At 72.5% G+C, this 21,267-nt stretch carries 17 protein-coding genes, 1 pseudogene and 1 riboswitch; of the genes and pseudogenes, 16 read left to right on the top strand and 2 right to left on the bottom strand.

Annotated elements, in window-relative coordinates; translation table 11 throughout:
- The first annotated feature begins 228 nt into the window (after positions 1–228).
- The 3 genes from ACFY2L_RS12365 to ACFY2L_RS12355 all read left to right on the top strand — a co-directional run bounded on the left by ACFY2L_RS12365 (position 229) and on the right by ACFY2L_RS12355 (position 3,893).
- Entirely contained in the window at positions 229–1,731 is a 1,503-nt protein-coding gene (locus ACFY2L_RS12365; protein WP_390822224.1) for an FAD-dependent monooxygenase, read from the top strand.
- A gap of 158 nt (positions 1,732–1,889) precedes the next feature.
- A complete protein-coding gene (locus ACFY2L_RS12360; protein ID WP_390822223.1) occupies positions 1,890–3,074 on the top strand; it encodes an alpha/beta hydrolase in 1,185 nt (394 codons plus the stop codon).
- A 12-nt stretch (positions 3,075–3,086) separates the two neighbouring features.
- Positions 3,087–3,893, top strand: a complete 807-nt coding sequence (locus ACFY2L_RS12355) for an amidohydrolase family protein (protein ID WP_390656877.1) — start codon at positions 3,087–3,089, stop codon at positions 3,891–3,893.
- Between the two features lie 62 nt (positions 3,894–3,955).
- Here the strand turns inward: ACFY2L_RS12355 and ACFY2L_RS12350 are convergent, their stop codons facing one another.
- Positions 3,956–4,702 carry a TetR/AcrR family transcriptional regulator gene (locus tag ACFY2L_RS12350; protein WP_390656876.1) on the bottom strand — a complete coding sequence of 249 codons (747 nt, stop codon included), beginning with the start codon at positions 4,700–4,702 and terminating at the stop codon, positions 3,956–3,958.
- A gap of 246 nt (positions 4,703–4,948) precedes the next feature.
- On the opposite strand from ACFY2L_RS12350, the gene ACFY2L_RS12345 reads away from it, so the two are divergent.
- The 3 genes from ACFY2L_RS12345 (at position 4,949) to ACFY2L_RS12335 (ending at position 8,514) form a co-directional block, all read left to right on the top strand.
- The gene (locus ACFY2L_RS12345; RefSeq protein WP_390822222.1) at positions 4,949–6,163 is read left to right on the top strand and encodes an ATP-binding protein; all 1,215 of its coding nucleotides are present in this window, start codon (positions 4,949–4,951) and stop codon (positions 6,161–6,163) included.
- Positions 6,164–6,313: 150 nt separating this feature from the next.
- Positions 6,314–6,496 (top strand): AbfB domain-containing protein, encoded by a 183-nt coding sequence (locus tag ACFY2L_RS12340; RefSeq protein WP_390822221.1) that lies wholly within the window; start codon positions 6,314–6,316, stop codon positions 6,494–6,496.
- 17 nt (positions 6,497–6,513) lie between these two features.
- Entirely contained in the window at positions 6,514–8,514 is a 2,001-nt protein-coding gene (locus ACFY2L_RS12335) for an RICIN domain-containing protein (RefSeq protein WP_390656871.1), read from the top strand.
- Between the two features lie 119 nt (positions 8,515–8,633).
- Here the strand turns inward: ACFY2L_RS12335 and ACFY2L_RS12330 are convergent, their stop codons facing one another.
- Complete coding sequence (locus ACFY2L_RS12330; RefSeq protein WP_390822220.1) at positions 8,634–9,662, bottom strand: response regulator transcription factor; 1,029 nt, start codon at positions 9,660–9,662, stop codon at positions 8,634–8,636.
- 239 nt (positions 9,663–9,901) lie between these two features.
- Here ACFY2L_RS12330 and ACFY2L_RS12325 point away from each other — a divergent pair, with 239 nt between their 5' ends.
- The 10 genes and pseudogenes from ACFY2L_RS12325 (at position 9,902) to ACFY2L_RS12280 (ending at position 21,114) form a co-directional block, all read left to right on the top strand.
- Positions 9,902–10,948 carry a sugar ABC transporter substrate-binding protein gene (locus tag ACFY2L_RS12325; RefSeq protein ID WP_390822219.1) on the top strand — a complete coding sequence of 349 codons (1,047 nt, stop codon included), beginning with the start codon at positions 9,902–9,904 and terminating at the stop codon, positions 10,946–10,948.
- A gap of 9 nt (positions 10,949–10,957) precedes the next feature.
- On the top strand, positions 10,958–12,547 hold the full coding sequence (locus tag ACFY2L_RS12320; RefSeq protein ID WP_390822218.1) for a sugar ABC transporter ATP-binding protein: 1,590 nt from the start codon (positions 10,958–10,960) through the stop codon (positions 12,545–12,547).
- Positions 12,544–13,542, top strand: coding sequence for an ABC transporter permease (locus ACFY2L_RS12315; RefSeq protein WP_390656867.1), 999 nt, complete (start codon positions 12,544–12,546; stop codon positions 13,540–13,542). The genes ACFY2L_RS12320 and ACFY2L_RS12315 overlap by 4 nt, the downstream gene beginning before the upstream one ends.
- Before the next feature lie 51 nt (positions 13,543–13,593).
- Positions 13,594–15,291: an amidohydrolase gene (locus ACFY2L_RS12310; RefSeq protein WP_390822217.1), complete on the top strand. Its 1,698-nt coding sequence runs from the start codon at positions 13,594–13,596 to the stop codon at positions 15,289–15,291.
- A 116-nt stretch (positions 15,292–15,407) separates the two neighbouring features.
- A complete protein-coding gene (locus tag ACFY2L_RS12305; RefSeq protein ID WP_390656863.1) occupies positions 15,408–16,349 on the top strand; it encodes an LLM class flavin-dependent oxidoreductase in 942 nt (313 codons plus the stop codon).
- A gap of 159 nt (positions 16,350–16,508) precedes the next feature.
- Entirely contained in the window at positions 16,509–18,899 is a 2,391-nt protein-coding gene (locus tag ACFY2L_RS12300; RefSeq protein ID WP_390822216.1) for an Orn/Lys/Arg decarboxylase N-terminal domain-containing protein, read from the top strand.
- Between the two features lie 103 nt (positions 18,900–19,002).
- A riboswitch (SAM riboswitch) is annotated at positions 19,003–19,116 on the top strand.
- Positions 19,072–19,317 (top strand): annotated as a pseudogene (locus ACFY2L_RS12295) (ABC transporter permease subunit); the annotation flags it as partial. It overlaps the preceding riboswitch by 45 nt.
- Positions 19,318–19,328: 11 nt before the next feature.
- Positions 19,329–19,745, top strand: coding sequence for a hypothetical protein (locus ACFY2L_RS12290; protein WP_390822424.1), 417 nt, complete (start codon positions 19,329–19,331; stop codon positions 19,743–19,745).
- A 55-nt stretch (positions 19,746–19,800) separates the two neighbouring features.
- Positions 19,801–20,562, top strand: a complete 762-nt coding sequence (locus ACFY2L_RS12285; protein WP_390822417.1) for a hypothetical protein — start codon at positions 19,801–19,803, stop codon at positions 20,560–20,562.
- A gap of 90 nt (positions 20,563–20,652) precedes the next feature.
- Positions 20,653–21,114, top strand: a complete 462-nt coding sequence (locus ACFY2L_RS12280) for a hypothetical protein (RefSeq protein WP_390656860.1) — start codon at positions 20,653–20,655, stop codon at positions 21,112–21,114.
- The last annotated feature ends 153 nt before the right edge of the window (positions 21,115–21,267 follow it).

The following is a 21,267-nucleotide window of genomic DNA, read 5'->3' as shown; positions in this document are numbered from 1 at the left end:
CCGGCAATCGACGGGAACCGCTGCCGCACGGTGCCGCGGCGGCGCTCTTCCCCCGGCTGGCTCCGGCGACGAGCGCACGCGACTGACGACGGGACCCCGTCGGCGGTGCCACCGGCCGACGGCCCGAGCGCTTGCCCCCTCCTCCATAAACGGCTACGGTGCATCCGAAAGTTACGGATACGCCGTAGCCGTAATACCGGTCGAGAGAGTCCCCTGAGGTCGATCACCATGACAGAAGCCCACGCCATCGACGTCCTCGTCGCCGGAGGCGGCCCGACCGGCTCCACCCTCGCGGCCGACCTGCTGCGGCGCGGCCTGCGGGTCCGTGTCGTCGACAAGGCGCCGCACGCCTTCGAGGGCTCCCGGGCCAAGGGAGTCCAGCCCCGCACCCAGGAAGTGTTCGAGGACTTCGGCGTGCTGCGCGAGGCACTGGCGGAGGGCGGTCCCTACCCGCCGGCGGGACTGCACGTCGGGCCTGTCACCGCGCCGTGGAAGATGCAGCAGCGCAGTAAGCCGACCCCGGACGTCCCCTACCCGAACATCCTGCTGCTCCCGCAGCACCGCACCGACGCCATCCTGCACCGCCTGCTCGGACGCCTCGGACTGCACATCGAGTACGGGGTCGCCCTGGAAGACTTCGCGCAGGACGCCGACGGCGTCACCTCGACGCTCTCCACCGGCGAGCGGGTGCGCAGCAGGTACCTCGTCGGTGCGGACGGCGGAGCGAGCGCGGTCCGCACGGCCACCGGGCTCGGCTTCGTCGGGGAGACCGACGACTCCGACAAGACCCTCATCATCGACTGCGCCATCGACGGCCTGTCCCGCGACCGGTGGCACATGTGGCCCAAGGCGTCCGCGGGAGCGTGCCCGCTGCCGCACTCGGACCAGTTCCAGGTGATGATCCGGCTGAAGCCGGGCGACGCACCGAACCTCGACCACGCCGCCCTGGCCGACCGGTTCCACGCGCTCACCGGCCTCAAGCTCCGCGACATCACCTGGGTTTCGGTGTTCCGGCCCAACGTCCGGCTCGTCGAGCACTACCGCCAGGGCCGGGTGTTCCTGGCGGGCGACGCCGCCCACGTGCACACCCCGGCCGGCGCGCAGGGCCTCAACACCGGTGTGCAGGACGCCTACAACCTGGGCTGGAAGCTCGGTCAGGCGATCGCCGGAGCGCCGGACGGCCTGCTCGACAGCTACGAGGCCGAACGGCTCCCGATCGCCGCGAACGTCCTCGGCAAGTCCAGCGAGCTCTACCGGAGCCTCAGCGAGCACCGCGTCTCCGGCCTGAAGCGCGGCGACGAAGAGCGGCAGCTCTCGCTCTCCTACCGCGGCGGCCCGCTCGCCCCCGCCGACGCACCGGCCACCAAGACCCTGCATGTGGGTGACCGCGCGCCGGACGCACCGTGCACCGCACCCGGCACCAGCCGTCTCTTCGAGATCTTCCAGGGACCGCACTTCACCGTGCTGGCCTTCGGCCCCGACGCCACCGAGGCCCTGCCCGAGCTGACATGGCCGGCCGAGGGTGCTGAGCTGCGCCGCTACGCCGTCCACAGCGGGCGCGGTATCGACCCTGGCCGCATCAGCGACGCCACCGGCCAACTGACCGGCGTCTACGGCGTCGAGGGCGACACCTTGATGCTGATCCGGCCCGACGGATACATCGGCGGCATCATCACGAGCGACTGGGCGGCCTCGTTCGCCACCGCGGCCGAGGCGTTCACCCCGAGGTGAGCGGCGCCGCGTACAGCTCGGCAGGGGTCTTCGTGCCCTCCGCGACGGCCGGCCGGTGGGCCGCCCGCCCATGCGGAGGTCGAGCACACGCTGCCTCGCTCGCCCCCGGCCGCTGGTCCTGCCGCGCCGCGTCGGACCGAACAGGAGGAGCTTCAACCATGTCAGCACAGGAGAAGGTCGCCGAGGGACGCACGGCACCGGTCGTGACCCTCGACTTCGTCGGCAGCCGCACGGAGACGGAGGACGCCACGTCGAAGCTCCCGGTCGAATCGCAGGCCGCGCTGCGCCAGTTCTCGCTGGAGCGCATGACCGGCTACGGCGTCGACCACGCGGACGCCGTCGAGGTGAGGGCCCGCGTGGTCGAGGGGCAGGACTGGCGGTCGGCCTGCACGGAGCTCGCGGAGACGTGCCTGCGCCGCGTCGAGGGCGCGACGGGACTCGGACACGCGGGGAGGCCCACCCGGATCGCGTACCTCCGCCGTGCGTCGGCCCTGCTCCGCATGAGCCAGATGATGATGCTGTCCGACACCGCCGAGCGTCGGCAGATCTTCGCGCGGGCCGCGGCGGTCTACGCACAGGCCGCCGAACTGGGCGCCGACCGCGGGCGCGTCACGCTCGAGACCGACCAGGGCCACATGACGGGATGGCTGGTCCCCGCGTGCGGCAACGCGGTCGCCTCCGCCGTCGTCATCGGGGGCGTCGAGGGCTGGGCCATGGATTTCGACAGCCTCGGCGAGGCGCTGGCGGCGCGCGGCGTCGACGCGCTGATGCTCGACGGGCCGGGGCAGGGCGAAACACGGCTCACCCACGGTCACCACCTCACGGCGCACTGGGGTGACGCCTACGGGCGAGCCGTCGACTTCCTCGCCGAGCGCTCGCCGGGCCGCCCGATCGGCTTCGTCGGCAACAGCATGGGCGGCAGCTTCGCCATGGCCGTCGCGGCGCGGGAGCCCCGGATCCGGGCGTGCGTCGACAACGGCGGCATCCACGCCCCGTGGCTCGTGCCCCCGACCATGGGCACCTTCTTCTCGAAGATGGTGGCCGCCTGTGGAACGCGGGACCCGGACCGGGCGATGGACGTGTGGCGGACCGTCACCCCGCTGGCCGACGGACCCAACGCCGGTTATCCGCTGCTGGTCGTGCAGGGTGGCCAGGACCCCCTGGTCTCGATGGAACTCGCGCAGGTCCTGCTGCGGGGCGCCCCCACGGACGACAAGCGGATGGTGGTCTTCTCCGACGGCAACCACTGCGTCTACAACCACCGGCACGACCGCGACGCCCTCGTCGCCGACTGGACGGTGGCACGCCTGTGCGGCCGGCCGAACCCAACGATCGCGAACTGAGAGAAGAGCCCCGTGCAGATCACCGACGCGCAGATCCACCTCTGGGCCGGCCAGAGCGCGCCGCCCCACCACTGGCGCGCGCCGTACACCGTCGACACCGCCCTGCGTGACATGGACGAGGCCGGTGTGGACCGGGCCGTCAACTGTCCGGCGGTCTGGGACGCCGACGCGAACGACTACGCGGTCGAGGCGGCGGAGCGTCATCCCGAGCGGTTCGCGACCCTCGGCTGGTTCCCCCTCGACGAGGCGGCGGACGAGTCCCTCGTCGACGCGTGGCTGGACAGACCCGGCATGCTGGGCCTGCGCTTCATGCTGGCGGCGCCGGAGCCGGCCGAACGCCTCGCGTCGGGCGGGCTGGACTGGCTGTGGGCGGCGGCCGACCGGCGCGGCATCGCGATGGGGCTCATGGTGATGCCCCCGTACCTGCCCGCCGTCGGCGGCATCGCCGCGCGGTATCCGCAGATGCGCCTGATGATCGACCATCTCGCCTGCAACCCCTTCGAGAAGCTGCCCGGTGCGGCCGCGCACCTCGACGCCCTGCTCGCCCTCGCCCGGCACCCCAACATCGCGGTGAAGGCGACGGGCGTACCGGGCATGGCCACGGACCCGTACCCGTTCGCCGGCACCCATGGCGTCCTGCGGCAGGTCTTCGACGCATACGGCGCCGAGCGGATGTTCTGGGGCACGGACATCACCCGCCTCCCCTGCTCATGGCGCGAGGCGGTGACGATGTTCACCGAGGAGCTGCCCTGGCTGAAGGGGCGCGACCTGGAGCTGGTCATGGGACGCGCCGTGGCCGACTGGATCGGCTGGCGCTGAGGAGCCGCGCGCCGGCCGGGCCCGGGGGCACGCATCTGAACCTCGCTCGAACGAAAGGCCCGTCAGGGCCGTCCATGGTCAGGATCCCGCGGCGCGTCGAGCCTGGCCTTCTCCAGGCCGTCGAGGAGCAGGTCCAGGCCGAACCGGAACTCCTCGTGCAGCGGTACGGAGGTCAGCTCGTCGGCCGCCGCCGTCGTGGCCGGATAGGCGGCCGGGTCGAGCGAGTCGTAGTAGTCCCGCAGCTGCGTCCGATCCTCGGGTCCTGGTGTGCCGGGGCCGTGCTGCTGGATGGCGAAGCCGATCACGTAGTGGCCGACGGCGGTGAAGGCCCGCGCGGCCAGGCCGACCGGGAAGCCGTGGCTCAGGAACAGGGTGATGAGCCGTTCCCTGGCCCGGAGACCGTGGGGGCCGACGGGGACCTGGGCCGCCAGCAAGGACAGCGCGTGGGGGTGCCGGCACAGGGTGCCGTAGAAGGCGTCCGCCACGGCGGTCACGGCTTCCCTCCAGGACAGGCCGTCCAACTCCTCGGAGGGGACGTGGACTTCGCCCAGGATTCGGTCGGCGACGAGAGCGAGGAGTTCGTCCTTGCCGTTGAAGTGCCGGTAGAGCGTCGCCGTGCCCGAGTCCAGGGCATCGGCGAGCATCCGCAGGGTCAGCGCCTGGATCCCGACGTCGTCGATGAGCTTCAGGGCGGTGTCGACGATCCGCCCGGCGTCCATCGGGGGGCGTCCGCGCCGGTAGGCAGGGGCGGGCGTCCGGCTCGCCCACCAGGCGGGACTTCCCGGAACCGGCTGGGCCTGCGACGCCATGACGCGGTCACCCTCTCGGCCAGAGCTGCTGTCGACACGAGTCCGGAACAGGACTTTCGGCCTTATCGTATCCGTTTTCGACAGCGGCACGGCGGATGCGGTCCGCCAGGGAGCCGCCCGGGTCTCCGGTCGGCCCGTCGGGTGATCCGCGTGCGGACGCGTGGACGCGGGCGCCGCACAGGGAACGATCTTTCGACACCGACCGGTCAGGAAGGGACGACCACCGTGGCCGCAGCATCGTTCCGGGTGACTGCTGATGAGCCGGAACGCCTGCGTGCCCTTGAGCGGTACGGCATCCTGACCGCGCCGGCTCCGCCGGACCTTGCGTCGATCGTGGAACTCGCCGCCTACACCTGCCAGGTCCCCCACGCGGTGATCAACATCATCTCCGCCGAACACGCGAACATGATCGCCGCCATCGGATTCGAACCCACGCAATGCGCCCGCAGCGACTCCATGTGCGCGGCCACCATCGTCGAGCCGGCCCCGGTGCTCGTCCCGGACGCCAGGCTGGACCCGCGCTTCGCGGACAACCCCTACGTCAGCGGCGTCCTCGGCGACATCCGCTTCTACGCAGCCTCCCAGCTCCGCACCCCCGAAGGACCGGTCCTCGGCACCCTCTGCGTCTTCGACACCCAGGTCCGCCGGCTGACCGCCCCGCAACGCGACGCGCTGGACAAGCTGGCCCGCATGGTCGTCGACATCCTCGATCTGAACCGTCACCAGCGGCTGCTCCACCAGGCGCTGCGGGCCGCCGACGAGGCGCGCTCGGAACTCGAACGCTCCAACGCCGCCCTGCAGCAGTTCGCCGGCCAGGTCAGCCACGATCTGAAGAACCCGCTGACCGGCATCCTCGGTCACGCAGACAACCTCATCGACATCCCGGCGATCGCGAACGACCCCGACGCCTCGTTCTGTGCCCGACGGGTCATCAGGTCCGCGAACCGCATGCGCACCATGATCGAGGACGTGCTCGCCCTGGCCGGCGCGGGCGGACAGCTCCACCTCGAAGCCGTCGACCTGAACGCCCTCGCCTCCGCCGTCGTCGAGGACCTCGACCTTCCCATCCGCACCCACGGCGCGCGCGTCACGGTCGAGAGCCTGCCCGTCGTGGTCGCCGACCCGACCCAGTTGCGCGTGCTGCTGCAGAACCTCGTCAGCAACGCCCTCAAATTCCGCAGTCGCGCACGAGGCTGCCGGATCGTCATCGCCGCCGAAGCGAATCCGCGGGGTTGGGACATCGCCGTCATCGACAACGGCTGCGGCATCCCGCCGCAGGACCGGCAGCGCGTGATGGAGATGTTCACCCGCCTGGACAGAGACGTCGAAGGCTCCGGCATCGGGCTGGCCACCTGCCAGCGGATCGCCACCGCTCACGGCGGCAGCCTCCGCCTCGAAGAGACACCCGGCGGCGGCACCACCGCCGTGGTCACCCTGCCCGGCGACACCACACCCGACTAGGGTCCCCGCCCGGTTCCTGGGGCGGAGGACGGAAAAGCGCGACAGGACGATTGACGAGGCCATGACCACGACCTACGGTCTGATCGATTTTCCGAACCCTGTCCGACATACCGGCCACCGCAGTGCCTCCGCACGCCCCCTGGAGCACACATGAGCGAACATCCCCTGCCGTCCGGCCAGACCACCCACAGCAGGGCGCCCGAGTCCGGGGCCCCCTTCCGATCGGTCGACGGCCCCACCCGCAACCTCCGCCACGCGCACCGCGCGCCGCGCATCGCCCCGAACTCCACGACCACGGACCGGCAGGACGCGGCCTTCCGCGTCGCCCACTGACCAGGGAAGGCATCCCCATGTCGCACACCTCCGCAGGTGGCTGGGCCAGACGCGTCACCGTCCGCGTGCTCACCCTCGCCCTCGCCGCGGCCGGCCTGACGGCCCTGGCCGGCCACGAGACACCGGCACCGCCGGCCGCCGAGCCGGCCGCGGTCAGCACCACGCAGGCCGCCGTCAGCCCGCCGTCGATGGGCTGGGCCTCCTGGAACAGCTTCGCCAGCAGCATCGACTTCGACGTCATCAAGCAGCAGACGGACGCTCTGGTCTCCTCCGGCATGGCGGCCGCCGGCTATCAGTACGTCAACCTCGACGACGGCTGGTGGCAGGGCGCCCGCGCCTCCGACGGCACCATCACCGTCGACGCAGACCTGTGGCCGGGCGGCATGAAGGCCGTCGCCGACTACATCCACGGCAAGGGCCTCAAGGCCGGCATCTACACCGACGCCGGCAAGCAGGGCTGCGGCTACTACTACCCCACCACCCGCCCCGCCGCCCCCGACACCGGCATGGAGGGCCACTACCAGCAGGACCTGGAGACCTTCCAGCGCTGGGGCTTCGACTACGTCAAGATCGACTGGTGCGGCGGCCAGGTGGAAGGCCTCGACCAGGAGACGACGTACAAGGCGATCGCCGCCGCCAACGAGGCCGCGACCGCCGTCACCGGCCGCGGGCTGGTGCTGTCGTTCTGCGAGTGGGGCAGCGGACGCCCGTGGAACTGGGCGGCCGGCCACGGCGACCTGTGGCGCACCAGCACCGACGTCATCCTGTGGGGCCAGACCCCGACCACCGGCATGATGCTCACCAACTTCGACCGGGGCCTGCACCCGGCCGCCCAGCACACCGGCTACTACAACGACCCCGACATGCTGATGGTCGGCATGAACGGCCTGACCGCCGCCCAGAACCGGCTGCACATGGGCCTGTGGGCCGTCTCGGGCGCCCCGCTGCTGGCCGGCAACAACGTGGCCACGATGAGCGGCACCACCCGCGACATCCTCACCAACCGCGAGGTCATCGCCATCGACCAGGACCCGCGCGGACTGCAGGGCGTCAAGGTCGCCGAGGACACCCGGAACCTTCAGGTCTACGGCAAGGTCCTCGCCGGCACCGGCAGACGCGCCGTGCTGCTGCTCAACCGCACCTCCTCCGCCGCGAACATCACCGTCCGCTGGGCCGACCTCGGCCTGACCTCGGCCACCGCCACCGTGCGCAACGCCTGGACCGGCACCGACGCCGGATCCCACGCGACGGGCTACACCACCGGCGTCCCGGCCGGCGACGCCGTCCTGCTCACCGTCTCCGGCACCGAAGCGCCCGGTTCGGCCTACGAGGACACCGGCACGGCGACCACGCCCGACTTCAGTGCCGTCACGGCCGGCACGGCGGGCACCAAGCTGGTGGACATCACCTACGCCAACGGCGGCGGCACCGCCCGCAAGGCCACCCTCCAGGTCAACGGCCAGTACCGGCAGGTGGTCTCCTTCCCGCCGACCGGCTCGGCCACGACCTATCGCACGGTGTCCGTACTGGCGCACCTGGCCAAGGGCACCAACACCGTGCGCTTCGCCGCGGTCTCCGGCGGCACCGCGCCCGACATCGACGCGATCCGCGTCCAGGCCGTCCCCGGCACCGACGGCGTCGCCCTCGTCGGCACCGCCTCGAACCGCTGCGTCGGGCTGGAGAAGAACACCATCACCGACGGCTCCCAGGCCATCCTGTGGGACTGCTTCGGCGGGCAGAACGAGACCTTCGCGCGCACCTCACGCGGCGAGCTCGTCGTCTACGGCCACAAATGCCTGGACGCCGACGACAACGGCACCGCCGACGGCACCAAGGTCATCATCTGGAACTGCAACGACGGTGCCAACCAGAAGTGGACCGTCCACTCCGACGGCACCGTCACCAACGACCTGTCGGGACTGTGCCTCGACGCCGACAACGCGGCGACCGCCAACGGAACCAAGCTGATCCTGTGGACGTGCAACGGACAGGCCAACCAGAAGTGGACCCTCAGCTGACCTCCACCGCGACGGGGTGAACTCCCCGTGCTGTGCCGGGCGACCGCATGCGGGACATCGCAACGGGCTCCGCTCCCCGCGGGGTTCGAGAGGGGGCCACGACACCCGGTCGTGGCCCCTCAGCCGAGGGGCATCCGCTCGACGAAGAACTCGATGTCTCCGGTGGCGGGTTTGAGTACGCCGTCCCGCACCGCGAGGGCGGTGGCCTCGGCCCGGGAGGCGCAGCCGGTCTTGCGCAGAAGGTGCTCGATGTGGCTGTGCACCGTGCGCGGCGACAGGGACAGGGCGCGTGCGATGGCCTGGTTCGTCTGCCCCGTCGCGGCCCGCGTCAGCACTTCGAGCTCGCGGGGGCTCAGCCCGTACGGCAGTTCGGTCACGGCCGTGGACACGAGGACCCGTCTCCGCTCGGGCGTCGAACGCACCGCGCACCGGCGCAGTACCACCTGGTGCCAGGTGCGCCCGACCGGCCACAGCAACCTCAGTCTGTCGCCGCCGAGTTCCGCGAACGCCGTGACCAGCGGCGCGAATGCGCCGTCGTTCAGCACCTCTGCGGGCTCCCGGCCCGGGAGTGCGATGACGCCCTGCGGTGTCACGAGGCTCGCGCTCGCCTCCGCCGGCAGGTCGTGAAGGTCCGCGGTGTGGGCCGTCGGGTCGGCGAGGGCGCCCAGTGCCGGCAGGAGCGAGGCGAGCAGGCGCCGTGCCTCGGTGTCGTAGGAGTCCGGTCGCTCCGTGGCCAGGTTGATCAGACCGACCAGGCGGCCCTCGTGGCGCAGCGCTCCGGTCAGCCCGTCGCGCAATCCGCTCGGACGGATCCGTTCGGCGTAGAACCAGCCGTCGCGGAAGCACTGTCCGGTGTCCTCGGCGTCCTCGGTGATGGAGGGCGGAAGCGGCTGCCCGACGACGTTGCCGTACCAGCGGGTGGACACGAACTCGGCGGCCAGCGACTCGGACGTCCCGGCGCCGTAGCCGATGCCCGCGACCTCGACGTGCGCTCCGGTGAGGGGGTCGATCGAGAGCAGGGTCACCGCGTCCAGGGGCAGGGCGTGCCGCAGTTCCTGCAGTGCCTGGGCGCAGGCCGAGACCGTGTCGTGTTCACGGGTGAGCATGCCGATGCGGGCGGCTGCCGCTAGCTGGTGGTGGCTGGGCATGGAGGCCTCCGGGGAACCCGCGACCTGTGTCGTTTGGCCCCTAACGGTATGCGGGGGCGGGTGTCCGGGGCAAGGCGTTCACCAAGACGTGACCGGGTTCGCCCGGGCCGGCGGCCGGCCTGGGCCGGGGTCGGTATTTGTACGGATGGCGGAGCGCGGCCGCCGGGTCTTTTCTTGTTCGCCACAGCCGCCGATTCCTTCGCCTGCCGTCCAGGCCCTGCCCTCCGGAGAAGACCGCCATGACCAGAACCCCGTCCGCCGCCCCCTCGGCCTCACGCCGGCAGTTCCTCGCCTGGTCCGGTGCCGGTGCGGCGGCCACCGCGCTGACCGCCGCGGGCTGCTCGGCCCCCGGCGACGGCACGGACGCGAAGGCCGCGAACGCGGCGGCCCGCGCCTCCTCCGGCGCCGACGCCCTGACCAGGATCGGCCTGGACTATCCCTTCACCCAGCTCCCGCTCTACTCGACGCTGGTGAAGCTCACCACCGCCGCCGCCCGGAAGCGGGGCGCCTCACTGGTGACGACCAGCGACAACGCCAGTGCCGACACCCAGGCGACCAATCTCGGCGCCTGGGTCGCGCAGAAGGTCCCGGCCATCGTGTCCTTCCCGATGGTCTTCGAGGCCGCCGAGGCGATCGCCGAGAGGGCACTGGACGCCGGGCTGATCTGGGTGACGTACGGCGGATCGCTGGAGCACCAGAGCGCGGACATCCAGTTCAGCTTCGTCAAGGGCGGCACGCTGCTCGGCGAGGCCGCCGCGAAGTGGGCGAGCGAGCGGCTCGGCGGGAAGGGCAAGATCGCCTTCCTCACCGACAGCACGATCCAGCTGGGCCGCGAGCGCACCCAGGGCATGATCGACGCCTTCACCAAGCTCGCGCCCGGTGTGGACGTGGTGGCCAGGGAGCAGGCCATCGACCCGGACACCGGACTGACCAAGTCCCGTGCCATCCTCGCCGAGCACCCCGACCTCAACATCATCCTCGGTGTCACGGACGCCGCCGCGTACGGCGGGTTCAAGGCGCTCCAGCAGACCGGCCGGGCCAAGGACGACGAGAAGACCTTCGTCGGCGGGCAGGACGGATCCGCGCCCTCCCTGCTCGCGATCAGACAGGGCACCTTCTACCGGGCCTCGGCCGCCCTGGCGCCGAAGGACATCGCGGGCGCCGTCGTCGACGTACCGCTCGCGGTCGCCGCCGGGAAGGCCGATCCGAGCGTCCAGGTGCCGATCACCTTCGTGCAGCGCGGCGACACGGCGGCCATCGACGCCCTGCTGGCCCAGAACGCCTAGGCGGCCGTCATGACGGACAGGACGCGTACGACGGGGCCCACGCTGCGCATCAGCGGACTGACGAAGTCCTTCGGCGGCGTCAGGGCACTGGACGGCGTGGACCTCACGGTCCCCGGAGGTCAGGTGCACGCTCTGCTCGGCCACAACGGCGCCGGGAAGTCCACCCTGATCAAGTGCCTCGGCGGAGCCTTCGCACCGGACGCGGGGACGATCGAGGTGGGCGGCGACCGCTACGCACGGCTCAGTCCCCGCCAGTCCATCGCCGCGGGCGTGGCGATCATCTTCCAGACGCTCAGCGTCGTCGACTCCCTGACGGTGGCCGAGAACATCTTCCTCGGCCAGGAATGGACCAGGTGCGGCCGGATCGACCGGCGAGCCCAGGAGGAGGTCGCCGCGGGCCTGCTCGCGCGGGTCGCGGCGAGTTGCTCGCCGCGCGACCGCGTGGGTGAACTACCCATGGGCCAGAGGCAGTTGGTGGAGATCGCCAAAGCGCTCAGCCGCAGCGCCTCGGTCCTGGTCCTGGACGAGCCCACGGCCGCCCTGTCCGGGGCCGAGAGCGAGGCCCTGGCCGAGCGGGTGGAGGACCTGCGGGCCCAGGGACTGGCCATCGTGTACGTCACGCATCTGCTCGCCGAGGTGGAGCGCCTCGCGGACGCCGTGACGGTGCTGCGGGACGGCCGCGTGACCCACCACTCGGCGATGTCGGGGCGGACGCGGCGCGAACTGGTCGACGCCGTCGTGGGCCGGCCGGCTCCCGACGCGCCGGGGGTCACGGCGGGCGGTGCCGGCCAGGTGGCCGCCACGCCCGCCGACGGCGTCCCGCGCGTCCCCCGTCTGCTGGTGAACCGTCTGCGCGGCCCCGGGTTCGGCCCCGTCGACCTCGCCGTCGGCGAGGGCGAGATCGTGGGACTGTACGGGCTCATCGGCTCCGGCCGCACGCGCCTGCTGGAGACGCTCTACGGCAGACGCCGCGCCGCGGCCGGCACCGTCCGTCTCGGCGAGCGGACCGTCGCCCCCGCCCGCCCCGCCGACGCCCTCGCGGCGGGCATCGCCCTCGTTCCGGCCGACCGGCGCCGGCAGGGCCTGTTCCCGCGGCTGAGCGCACAGGACAACGCGCTGCTGCCCACGGTCCGTCCGCTCGCCCGGCACGGTGTGCGGGCGCTGCGCGGGGAGCGGCGGGTCTTCAGCGCGCTGTCACAGGCCGTGGGTCTGCGTCCGGCCCGGCCACGGCTGCCCGCGTCCGCCTTCTCCGGCGGCAACCAGCAGAAGCTCGTCCTGGGCCGGTGGATCAACGAGGCCCGCGGCGTCGACGTGCTGCTCCTCGACGAACCCACCCAGGGCGTCGACGTGGGCGCCCGGCAGGAGATCTACCAGGTCGTCGCGACGCTCGCGGCCGAGCGGGGCACGGCCGTGCTGTTCGCGTCCAGCGACCCCGAGGAGGTCGTCGCGCTCGCCCATCGCTGTCTGATCGTCTCCCGCGGCCGCGTCGTGGGCGAACTCGGCGGCACCGGACTCACCGAGGCCGCCCTGCTGGCGGCCGTGCACGACGCCGACGACAACGCACTCCCGTCCAGACACGTATCGGAAGGAGCGGCATGACCACCGCGACCACCACCCCCGCCGACCGTCTCCTTCCGAAGCCGCGCGTGCTGGCGGCGGACGCGCTGAACGCCCTGCGGCACCATCCCCTGCTCGTCGTGCTCGCCGCCATGGTGCTGGTCTTCCAGCTGACGACCGGCAGTTTCCTCGACGCGGGCAACCTGCGCGGCATCGCCACCGACGCCGCCACCCTGGCCATCGTGGCCGTGCCACTGGCCCTGCTGGTCATCAGCGGCTACCTGGACCTGTCGGTCGGCTCCACCCTCGCCCTGGGCGGACTGGCCGCCGGCTGGCTCGCCGGGCAGCAGCACCAGTCACCGGTCGTCGCCGTGCTCGGTGCCCTGGCGGTGGGCGCGGCGGTCGGCGCCGTCAACGGGGTCCTCTGCTGCCACCTGGGGCTGTCGGCGTTCATCGTGACCCTGGGCATGCTGACCGCGGTGCGTGGTCTGGCGCAGCAGCTCTTCCCGCTGCCGCTGAGCGGCTTCGGCTCCGGGTTCGCCTGGCTGGGCGGGTCGCGCGTCGCCGGACTCGACGCGCCGGTCGTCGTCGCCGCGCTCGTCCTGGCGGCGGGCGCCCTGTTCCTGGCTCTCACGCCGGCCGGGCGGCACGTCTTCGCCATCGGCGTCAACCGGGAGGCCGCCCACCTCTCCGGCATCGACGTCCGCCGTACGCCGTTCGCGCTGTTCGTCGTCACCGGCAGCGCGGCGGCCCTGGCCGGGGCGATCAAGGCGTCGGTGCTGGACAGCGTGGTCGCCGGGACCTCGGGGACCGGATTCGAACTCACCGTCCTCACCGCCGTCCTGCTCGGCGGGGTCGCCCTGACCGGTGGTTCCGGCTCCGTCTTCGGGGTGCTGCTCGGCGTGCTGTTCCTCGGCTGTCTGAACAACGGCCTGACCCTGTTGAGCGTCCCCACGTTCTGGCAGCAGATGGCGCAGGGCGGCGCCCTGGTGGCGGGCGCGGCACTCGCGTACCTCGGCCCGCGGCCGACGCGGTGACACGGCGGCCTTCCCCGTCGGCCCCGACCCACCTCAGAAGAAAGGCCTCACGTGAGTGACAGCGCCCCCTCCCTCATCCTGACCGGCGGTCAGGTCCTGACCCTCGACGCCGGTTTCACGGTGGCCGAAGGCCTGGCCGTGCGCGGCGGCGACATCGTCGCGGTCGGCGGCGACGACGAGATGCGCGCCCTGGCCGGGCCCGGCACCCGGGTCGTCGGACTCGGCGGCCGGACCGTCCTGCCCGGCATCAACGACTCCCATCTGCACGGGGTGGCGTACGGCATGACGAAGCCGCCGTTCGCCGTGGACGTCGGTCATCCGGCCGTCGGATCGATCGCGGACATCACCGCGGCCGTAGGGCAGGCGGTCCGCGCGGCGCGGCCCTGCGAGTGGGTCGTCGGGCTCGGCTGGGACGCCGGCTATCTGGCGGAGTGCCTGGCCGACCCGCACCGCTTCCCGGACCGCCGGGACCTGGACGCGATCGCGCCGGACACCCCGGTCTGCCTGACTCACTTCTCCGCCCACCTCGTGTGGGTCAACTCGGCGGCTCTGCGCCGGTGCGGCATCGACGCGGAGACCCTGCCCCCGCCGGGCGGCGTGATCGACCGCGACCCCGCCGGGGAACCCACCGGCATCCTGCGGGAGGCGGCCCAGGACCTCGTGCTGGCCGAACTCCCGTCGCCCACCCCCGGACAACGACGGCAGGCCATCCGGAGCGTGGTCCGTGAGCTCCACTCCCGCGGTGTCACCAGCTACACCGAGCCCGGCCTCGGCCCCGGCGGAGCGAAGACCCTGTTCGGCGGGCTGAGCACCGACAACTGGACCGCGTACGCCGACCTCGCCGCCACCGGCGAACTGCGGGCCCGGGTCAGCGTCCTGCTGCTGCCCGCCCCCATGGGCGGCTCCGCCGACGAGGTGCGCACGGGCCTGGCCGAGCTGCGAAGGCCCGAGTCCGCGGACCCGCGCCTGCTGCGCGCCATCGGCGTCAAGATCTTCGCCGACGGAGTGCCGCCCAACCGCACCGCCTGGATGAACGAGCCGTACACCGACGGCGGCCACGGCGCGCTGTGCGTGCACGGCGACTCCCCCGCGCTGCGGGTCGACGAACTCCGCGAGATGATCCGCGTCGCCCACGAGGCGGGCTTCCAGCTCGGGGTGCACGTCACCGGCGACCGGGCCATCGACACCGTCGTGGACGCCTTCCTCGCGGCGAACGAGGCGGTACCGCGCTCCGACGCCCGGCACTACGTCATCCACGGCGACTTCGTGGGCGCCGACAGCCTCGCCAAGCTGGCCGCGCACGGCTACGGCGTCAACATGAACCCCGCCATCAAGTGGACGATCTCCGACCTGATGGACCAGGTCGTCGGACCCGAGCGGTCCGCCTGCCAGTGGCCCGTGCGCTCGGCCCTGGAGGCGGGCGTCGCGGTCTGCGCCAGCTCCGACGCGCCGATCACCGAGCCCGACTGGCGCCAGGGCGTGGCCGCGATGATGCTGCGCGAGTCCAAGGCCACCGGGCGGCCCAGCGGGCCCGACCAGTGCGTACCGCTGGCCGAGGCGCTGCGTGCCTACACCGTCAACCCGGCCCGCCAGGACTTCGCCGAGGACTGGAAGGGCTCGATCGAGCCCGGCAAGGTCGCGGACCTGTGCGTTCTGGACCGCCCGCTGCTCGGCCTGGACCCCCACGAGATCACGGACGCCGAGGTGGAGATGACGGTGTTCGACGGGAGCGTGGTGTACGAGCGCTGAGGCACCGGCGGGGGCAGGGCGAGTGGCGCTCTCTCCCCGCCGGGCTCCCCCGCGAAGAAACGCACCGCCCCGTGGTCGCACGTCACCGCGGCCACCGGAACCCAAGGAAGTCGTCGATGTCCCACGCGCCCCGCATGCTGCTCGTCCTCAGCGAGAACTGGACCCTCACGGGCGGCCGGGCCGACCTGCCCGCCGCGATCCGGTGGGCACGGGAGGCCGAGGACGCCGGGTTCGACTCCGTCATGGTCAGCGAGCACATCGTGCTCGGTCCGGACGCCGCCGCGAACGGCGTCATGGGCAACCCCCGCGACTACGCCCTGCCGGGCAACCAGGACCCGTACACCCCCTGGCCCCACTCGCTTCTCCTGCTCGCCGCCATCGCCTCCGTCACCGAGCGTCTGCGGCTGGCCGCCGCCGCGGTGCTGGCCCCCCTGCGCCACCCCCTGCTCATGGCCCGTGAACTGGGCACCCTCGACCTGATCAGCGAGGGCCGTCTGCTGGTGCAGCCCACGGTCAGCTGGAGCAAGGACGAGTACGACGCGCTCGGTGTGCCCTTCGGGCGGCGCGGACGGCTGCTGGACGAACACCTGGAGGTCTGGGCGAAGGCCTGGGGTCCCTCCCCGATCGCGCACGAGAGCGAGCACTATCCCTTCCGGGACGTGTACTTCGAGCCCAAGGCGTACCGTCCCGGGGGCCCGCGGCTGTGGTTCGGAGGACAGCGCCTGCACGGGCCCGTGCTGCGCAGGCTCGTACGCCACGGCCACGGATTCCATCCGCTCGGGCGGCCCACGCCCGAGGACAGGCGGGCCCTCGAGGCGGCCATGGCCGCGGCCGGCCGGGACATCACCGGCCTGGAGATGATCGGCGGCACCCAGGCGGTCTTCCCCGACGAGCACTCCACGGCCGACCTCGGCGCGGCGCTGGCGTCGATCCCGGAACAACTGGAGCAGGGCTTCACGACGTTCTGCGTCAAGCCCAACCAGTTCATCGACGATCCGGAAGGGATCGGCGCGTTCTGCCGTGACGTGATGCGCCGAGTCGAGAGGCTCACCGCCTGACCGTGCGTCGCCCGGCCGCCGGGGCCCTTCATGGCCGGCCGGCCGCGGAAGCGGGCGTCTTTCCGTCGTGCGGGTGGTTTACGGCCGCGCGCCCTGCGGACCGGCCGGTCTCCCGGAGACTGGGCACGGGCGGCGGTAGCGGCCGCGGAAGGGGGTCTCATGGCGGACAGCAGGATTCTGGTCGCGGTGCGGGAGCATCCTCGGGCCGAGGGGGCCGGCTCGGAGCAGTGGGCCGGCATCGGTGAGGCGATCGAGGCGCGGGGGTTCGCGGTCCGGTGGGCCGTCGGTGCGGCGGACGCCGCGGCGGTGGTGCGGACGGAGGCGGGGCTGACCGCGGCGCTGGTCGCCTGGGACCTTCCGGGCGGCGGGGGCGCGGACGGCGAGCCGGGAGGTGCCGCGGTGCTGCGCTCGATCGGCCGGCGGTTCCAGGATCTGCCGGTCTTCCTGGTCATGCCGGACGACGGTGTACGCGACCTGCCGCTGTGGGTGTCGGAACTGATCGTGGGGTACGTGTGGCCGCTGGAGGACACCCCCGGCTTCATCGCGGGCCGGGTCACCACCGCCGCGCGCACCTACCGGGAAGCCGTCCTGCCGCCGTTCTTCCGGGCGTTGCGCCGTTTCGACGACGCGCACGAGTACTCCTGGCACACCCCCGCCCACTCCGGCGGTGTCGCCCTGCTGAAGTCGCCCGCGGGCCGGGCCTTCCACGACTACTTCGGGGAACGGCTGCTGCGCAGTGACCTGTCGATCTCCGTCGGGGAGCTCGGCTCCCTGTTCGAGCACACCGGCCCGATCGGCGAGGCGGAACGCAACGCGGCCCGGGTCTTCGGCGCCGACCTCACCTACTTCGTGCTGCACGGGGATTCCACCTGCAACCGCGTGGTCGGTCACTTCAGCGTCACCCGGGACGAGATCGCGCTGGTGGACCGCAACTGCCACAAGTCGGTGCTGCACGGACTCGTCGTGTCGGGCGCCCGCCCGGTCTATCTGATCCCCACCCGCAACGGCTACGGCCTGGCCGGACCCCTGCCTCCGGCGGAGGTGGCGGCGGACGCGGTCGCGGCCCGGATCGGGGCGAACCCGCTGACCGGACGGGCCGTCGCGCCGGACGCCCAGTACGCCGTCCTCACCAACTCCACGTACGACGGCCTGTGTTACGACGCCTCAGCGGTGGCGCGGGCGTTCGCGTCCAGCACTCCCCGGCTGCACTTCGACGAGGCGTGGTTCGCGTACGCCCGCTTCCACCCGCTGTACGCGGGCCGGTACGGCATGTCGGTGGACGAGGACGCCTTCCCCGGCCCGGACCGGCCGACGGTCTTCTCGACCCAGTCCACGCACAAGCTGCTGGCCGCGCTCTCGCAGAGTGCCATGGTCCACGTCAGGCCCGCGCCCCGGGCGCCCGTCGAACACGACCGGTTCAACGAGGCGCTGATGATGCACGGCACCACCTCCCCGCTCTATCCGATGATCGCCTCGCTGGACGTGGCGACCGCGATGATGGACGGTCCGCAGGGCCGCTGGCTGCTGGACGAGGCCGTGACCGAGGCGGTCCGGTTCCGCCAGGAGACGGTGCGCATCCGGCACCGCATCGAGGAGGCCGGGGACCGGCCGCCGTGGTTCTTCGGCGTGTGGCAGCCCGGGACGGTCACCGATCCGGACACCGGTGCGCGCCTGCCGTTCGAGGAGGCACCCGCCGAACTGCTGCGCACCGAGCCGTCCTGCTGGCACCTGGAACCCGGCGCCCCCTGGCACGGGTTCCCCGCACTGACCGACGGCTACTGCATGCTCGACCCGATCAAGGTCACCCTGACCTGTCCGGGCGTCGACGCGACCGGACGGACGGCCGAGTGGGGCATCCCGGCCCGGGTGCTCACCGCCTACCTGGCCGCCCGTCACATCGTCGTGGAGAAGACCGACACCTACAGCACGCTCGTGCTGTTCTCCATGGGCATCACCAAGGGCAAGTGGGGCACGCTCCTCGACGCCCTGATGGATTTCAAGGCACTCCACGACGAGGACGCCCCCCTCGACCGCGTGCTGCCCGCGCTGGTCGCCGAGCACCCGGGGCGCTACGCCGGCCGGACGCTGCGCGCGCTGTGCCAGGAGATGCACGACCACCTGCGCTCGGCCCGCCTCGTCGACCTGCTGGACAACGCCTTCAGGCAGTTGCCGGAACCCGTCACCCCGCCGCAGCTGTGCTACCAGCGGCTGATCCGCGGCGGCACGCACCGGGTGCGGCTGACCGACGCGCCGGGCCAGGTGGCCGCCGCCATGGTCACCGTCACCCCGCCCGGCATCCCCGTCCTCATGCCCGGCGAGAGCGTCGGCGCCCCCGACGGCCCCCTGCTGCGCTACCTCACCGCACTGGAGGCGTTCGACCGGCACTTCCCCGGATTCCGCAGTGAGACCCACGGCGTGACGGTGGACCCGGACACCGGCGACTATCTCATCGAGTGCCTGCGACCGACGGCGAACGACGGCACGAGCGCGGGCCGCCGCGCCGTGGCGCCGGCGCAGCGCGGTGCGAGGGAAACCCGACCGCATCGCTGATGTCCGACCGCTTCGGCACGCTGCGCCGGCTCACCTCTCGTCATTGACGGATCAAGACCCTTGTCATTGACGGATTACGGCGGCGGTCCATCAAGTTTCACATGGCATTGAGTGTCAGCATCAAGCCCTGGCTCGCTGACCGGCAACCCTCCGACGCGGTGGGGTGGTCCAGGTGCCGGCGCTGACGGTGGTCGGGCTGCCGGCCGGGCAGCTGATCGCGGGTTCGGTGGTGGTGGAGACCGTGTTCTCCCGCGACGGCCTGGGCCGGATCACGGCCGCCGCGGTCACCGTCCAGGACATCCCGCTGGTCCAGGGGGTCGTGGTGTTCGGTGCGCTGGTCTTCGTGCCGGCCAACCTGATCGTCGATCTCGTCTGTCCGCTGCTCGACCCGCGGATCGTGGTGGCCTCCGGCAGGAAGGGGAGTCACGCATGCCCGAGTCCCTCGTCGACGACGTGGCCACCGGCGCCGCGCTCGGTCCGGCGCGACCGGTCGAACCCGGCAGCGGCCCGAGGCCCGGGCGAGGGCGCGAACTGCGGCGCGTGCTGCGGTTCTTGCTGCGCCGGCCCGGTCTGTCGGCATCGGTCCTCGTCGTTGTCCTCGTGGTGCTGGCCGCGTTCCGGCCCGGACCGTTCACCTCGCAGGACCCGCTGCACGGGGTGTCGTCGCAGAATTTCCGGGGTGCCGGCGGCGCGCACTGGTTCGGCACCGACGAACTGGGACGCGACGTGTTCTCCCGGGTCGTGCACGGGGCGCAGCTGTCGCTGAAGGCCACACTGATCGCGGTGGGCCGGCACCCCGCCCCGGCGCCGCTGTTCGGGGTGGCGGGCGGGGGGCCGGGCCGGTAAGTTGGCGATCTTCGGGGTGGCAGACGCTCCGGAGTCCTTGAATGTGAACGCCATGATGCGCCCAGACCAGCCCCGCGCCCGACTTCGTCTCGATGCCGCGCTGGACGGCCTCACCGCCACCTTCGGCGGGATGACCGCACACCCCGACGAGCACAACTGCGAGTGTCACTGGGGCAGCCCCGAAGACCTTGCGCAGCTCAAGACGCCGGACGTGGAGCTGGACCCCGACCTCCTGCGGCGCACCTGGCAGGCCTGCGACTGGAGCGACCACGACTCCGTGCTGCGGCGGATCCTTCCCCAGTTCGCCCCGGCCCTCGTCGCCGGGCTCGTCCAGCCGCCCCTGTTCGTCATGGCGGAGGTCGGCCAGGCGTTCGCTCGCGGTCATTGGCAGCAGTGGCCCGACGCCCAGGCGGAAGCGGTCGGGGAGTTCCTGCACGCGTGGTGGGCCGACACGCTCACCGATCCGGCGCCCGTCGTACCGGCGTACGAGGTGCTCACCCTGTGCACCGAGGCAGCCGGCGCGCTCACCCCGTGGCTCGACGACTGGGCGACGCTGACCGGTCCCCCGGCCGACCAGCACCTGGCCGAACTGGCGGCACAGTGGGAGTACGACCTGCTCGGCGACCAACTCCCCTGGCACGCCTGGGACGACGAGGAGGAGATGCGCGCGGAGCTCACCGCCTGGCTGGTCCGCCACGCCCCTGCCCGGCTCCGGGCCCACGGCGCGTCCGAGGAACTGCTCCACCGCATACGGCTGCTCGGCCTCACCGGCCCCGCTCGCTGGGAGGACCCTCACTGGCCCGACCGCCGTTACTGACCCGCCGCACCGTGCGGCCCCCCGGGTCGGGGCGTGCACGTCCTGCGACCGAAGGTGTTTGCGGTCCGAGCGAGGGGCAATGCGAAGTCCATGACTGAACCGAACAAGGAGACGAAGGACGAGCGCGGCGCCACACGAGCGACCGCAGCGAAGGCCCGGCGCACGGCGGACAAGGCGACCGCCCCCGCCGCACGGGCCGCGAAGGGTGCCGCGAACAAGACGGGTGACGCCACGTCGGCCGCCACGTCCGGGGCCCAGCGGTCCGCCGAGGCCGTCGAAGGGGCGGCGCACGGCGCGGCCCGCGGCGTCGAGGCGGGTCGTCAGGCACTCGTCGCGACGACCGGCCAGGTCGCGGCCACGGCCAAGGCGGCCACCGGACAGATCGCCACCACGGCGAAGACGGCCTGGACGGTGATCACCCACCAGAAGCTGATCGCCGCCGGTGTGGGCGCCGGCCTGACCGCGCTGACGGCCGCCTCGTACGCGGTGGGCCGCCGCTCCGGCCGCCACACCCACGGCCCGATCACCCGGCTCACCGGCGGCCGGATCTGACGCCCCGCACGCGCGGTGGGTCGGCAGGCCTCCTCAAGGCCGGGCCCACCACGCGGAGTCGTGTCCGGGCAGACGGCCTGCGGGCCGAACTCCCGCAAACTCTCCGGCGATCGGTCGGGCCCGCGCCCCGGTGAACCGTCCCATGCGGGGCAC

Origin of the sequence: Streptomyces sp. NPDC001381, assembly GCF_042895685.1 — a bacterium.
GTDB lineage: Bacteria > Actinomycetota > Actinomycetes > Streptomycetales > Streptomycetaceae > Streptomyces.
The sequence above is the reverse complement of the archived record's forward strand: the minus strand, read 5'-3'. Positions and strand labels throughout refer to the sequence as shown.

What these genes read in the sequence shown, in the direction of transcription:
- ACFY2L_RS12325 (WP_390822219.1), top strand. Translation starts at nt 9,902, where the DNA reads ATGACCAGAACCCCGTCCGCCGCCCCCTCGGCCTCACGCCGGCAGTTC.
- ACFY2L_RS12360 (WP_390822223.1), top strand. Translation starts at nt 1,890, where the DNA reads ATGTCAGCACAGGAGAAGGTCGCCGAGGGACGCACGGCACCGGTCGTG.
- ACFY2L_RS12350 (WP_390656876.1), bottom strand. Translation starts at nt 4,702, where the DNA reads ATGGCGTCGCAGGCCCAGCCGGTTCCGGGAAGTCCCGCCTGGTGGGCG.
- ACFY2L_RS12335 (WP_390656871.1), top strand. Translation starts at nt 6,514, where the DNA reads ATGTCGCACACCTCCGCAGGTGGCTGGGCCAGACGCGTCACCGTCCGC.
- ACFY2L_RS12290 (WP_390822424.1), top strand. Translation starts at nt 19,329, where the DNA reads ATGCCCGAGTCCCTCGTCGACGACGTGGCCACCGGCGCCGCGCTCGGT.
- ACFY2L_RS12300 (WP_390822216.1), top strand. Translation starts at nt 16,509, where the DNA reads ATGGCGGACAGCAGGATTCTGGTCGCGGTGCGGGAGCATCCTCGGGCC.
- ACFY2L_RS12320 (WP_390822218.1), top strand. Translation starts at nt 10,958, where the DNA reads ATGACGGACAGGACGCGTACGACGGGGCCCACGCTGCGCATCAGCGGA.
- ACFY2L_RS12305 (WP_390656863.1), top strand. Translation starts at nt 15,408, where the DNA reads ATGTCCCACGCGCCCCGCATGCTGCTCGTCCTCAGCGAGAACTGGACC.
- ACFY2L_RS12365 (WP_390822224.1), top strand. Translation starts at nt 229, where the DNA reads ATGACAGAAGCCCACGCCATCGACGTCCTCGTCGCCGGAGGCGGCCCG.
- ACFY2L_RS12315 (WP_390656867.1), top strand. Translation starts at nt 12,544, where the DNA reads ATGACCACCGCGACCACCACCCCCGCCGACCGTCTCCTTCCGAAGCCG.
- ACFY2L_RS12285 (WP_390822417.1), top strand. Translation starts at nt 19,801, where the DNA reads ATGCGCCCAGACCAGCCCCGCGCCCGACTTCGTCTCGATGCCGCGCTG.
- ACFY2L_RS12280 (WP_390656860.1), top strand. Translation starts at nt 20,653, where the DNA reads ATGACTGAACCGAACAAGGAGACGAAGGACGAGCGCGGCGCCACACGA.
- ACFY2L_RS12330 (WP_390822220.1), bottom strand. Translation starts at nt 9,662, where the DNA reads ATGCCCAGCCACCACCAGCTAGCGGCAGCCGCCCGCATCGGCATGCTC.
- ACFY2L_RS12340 (WP_390822221.1), top strand. Translation starts at nt 6,314, where the DNA reads ATGAGCGAACATCCCCTGCCGTCCGGCCAGACCACCCACAGCAGGGCG.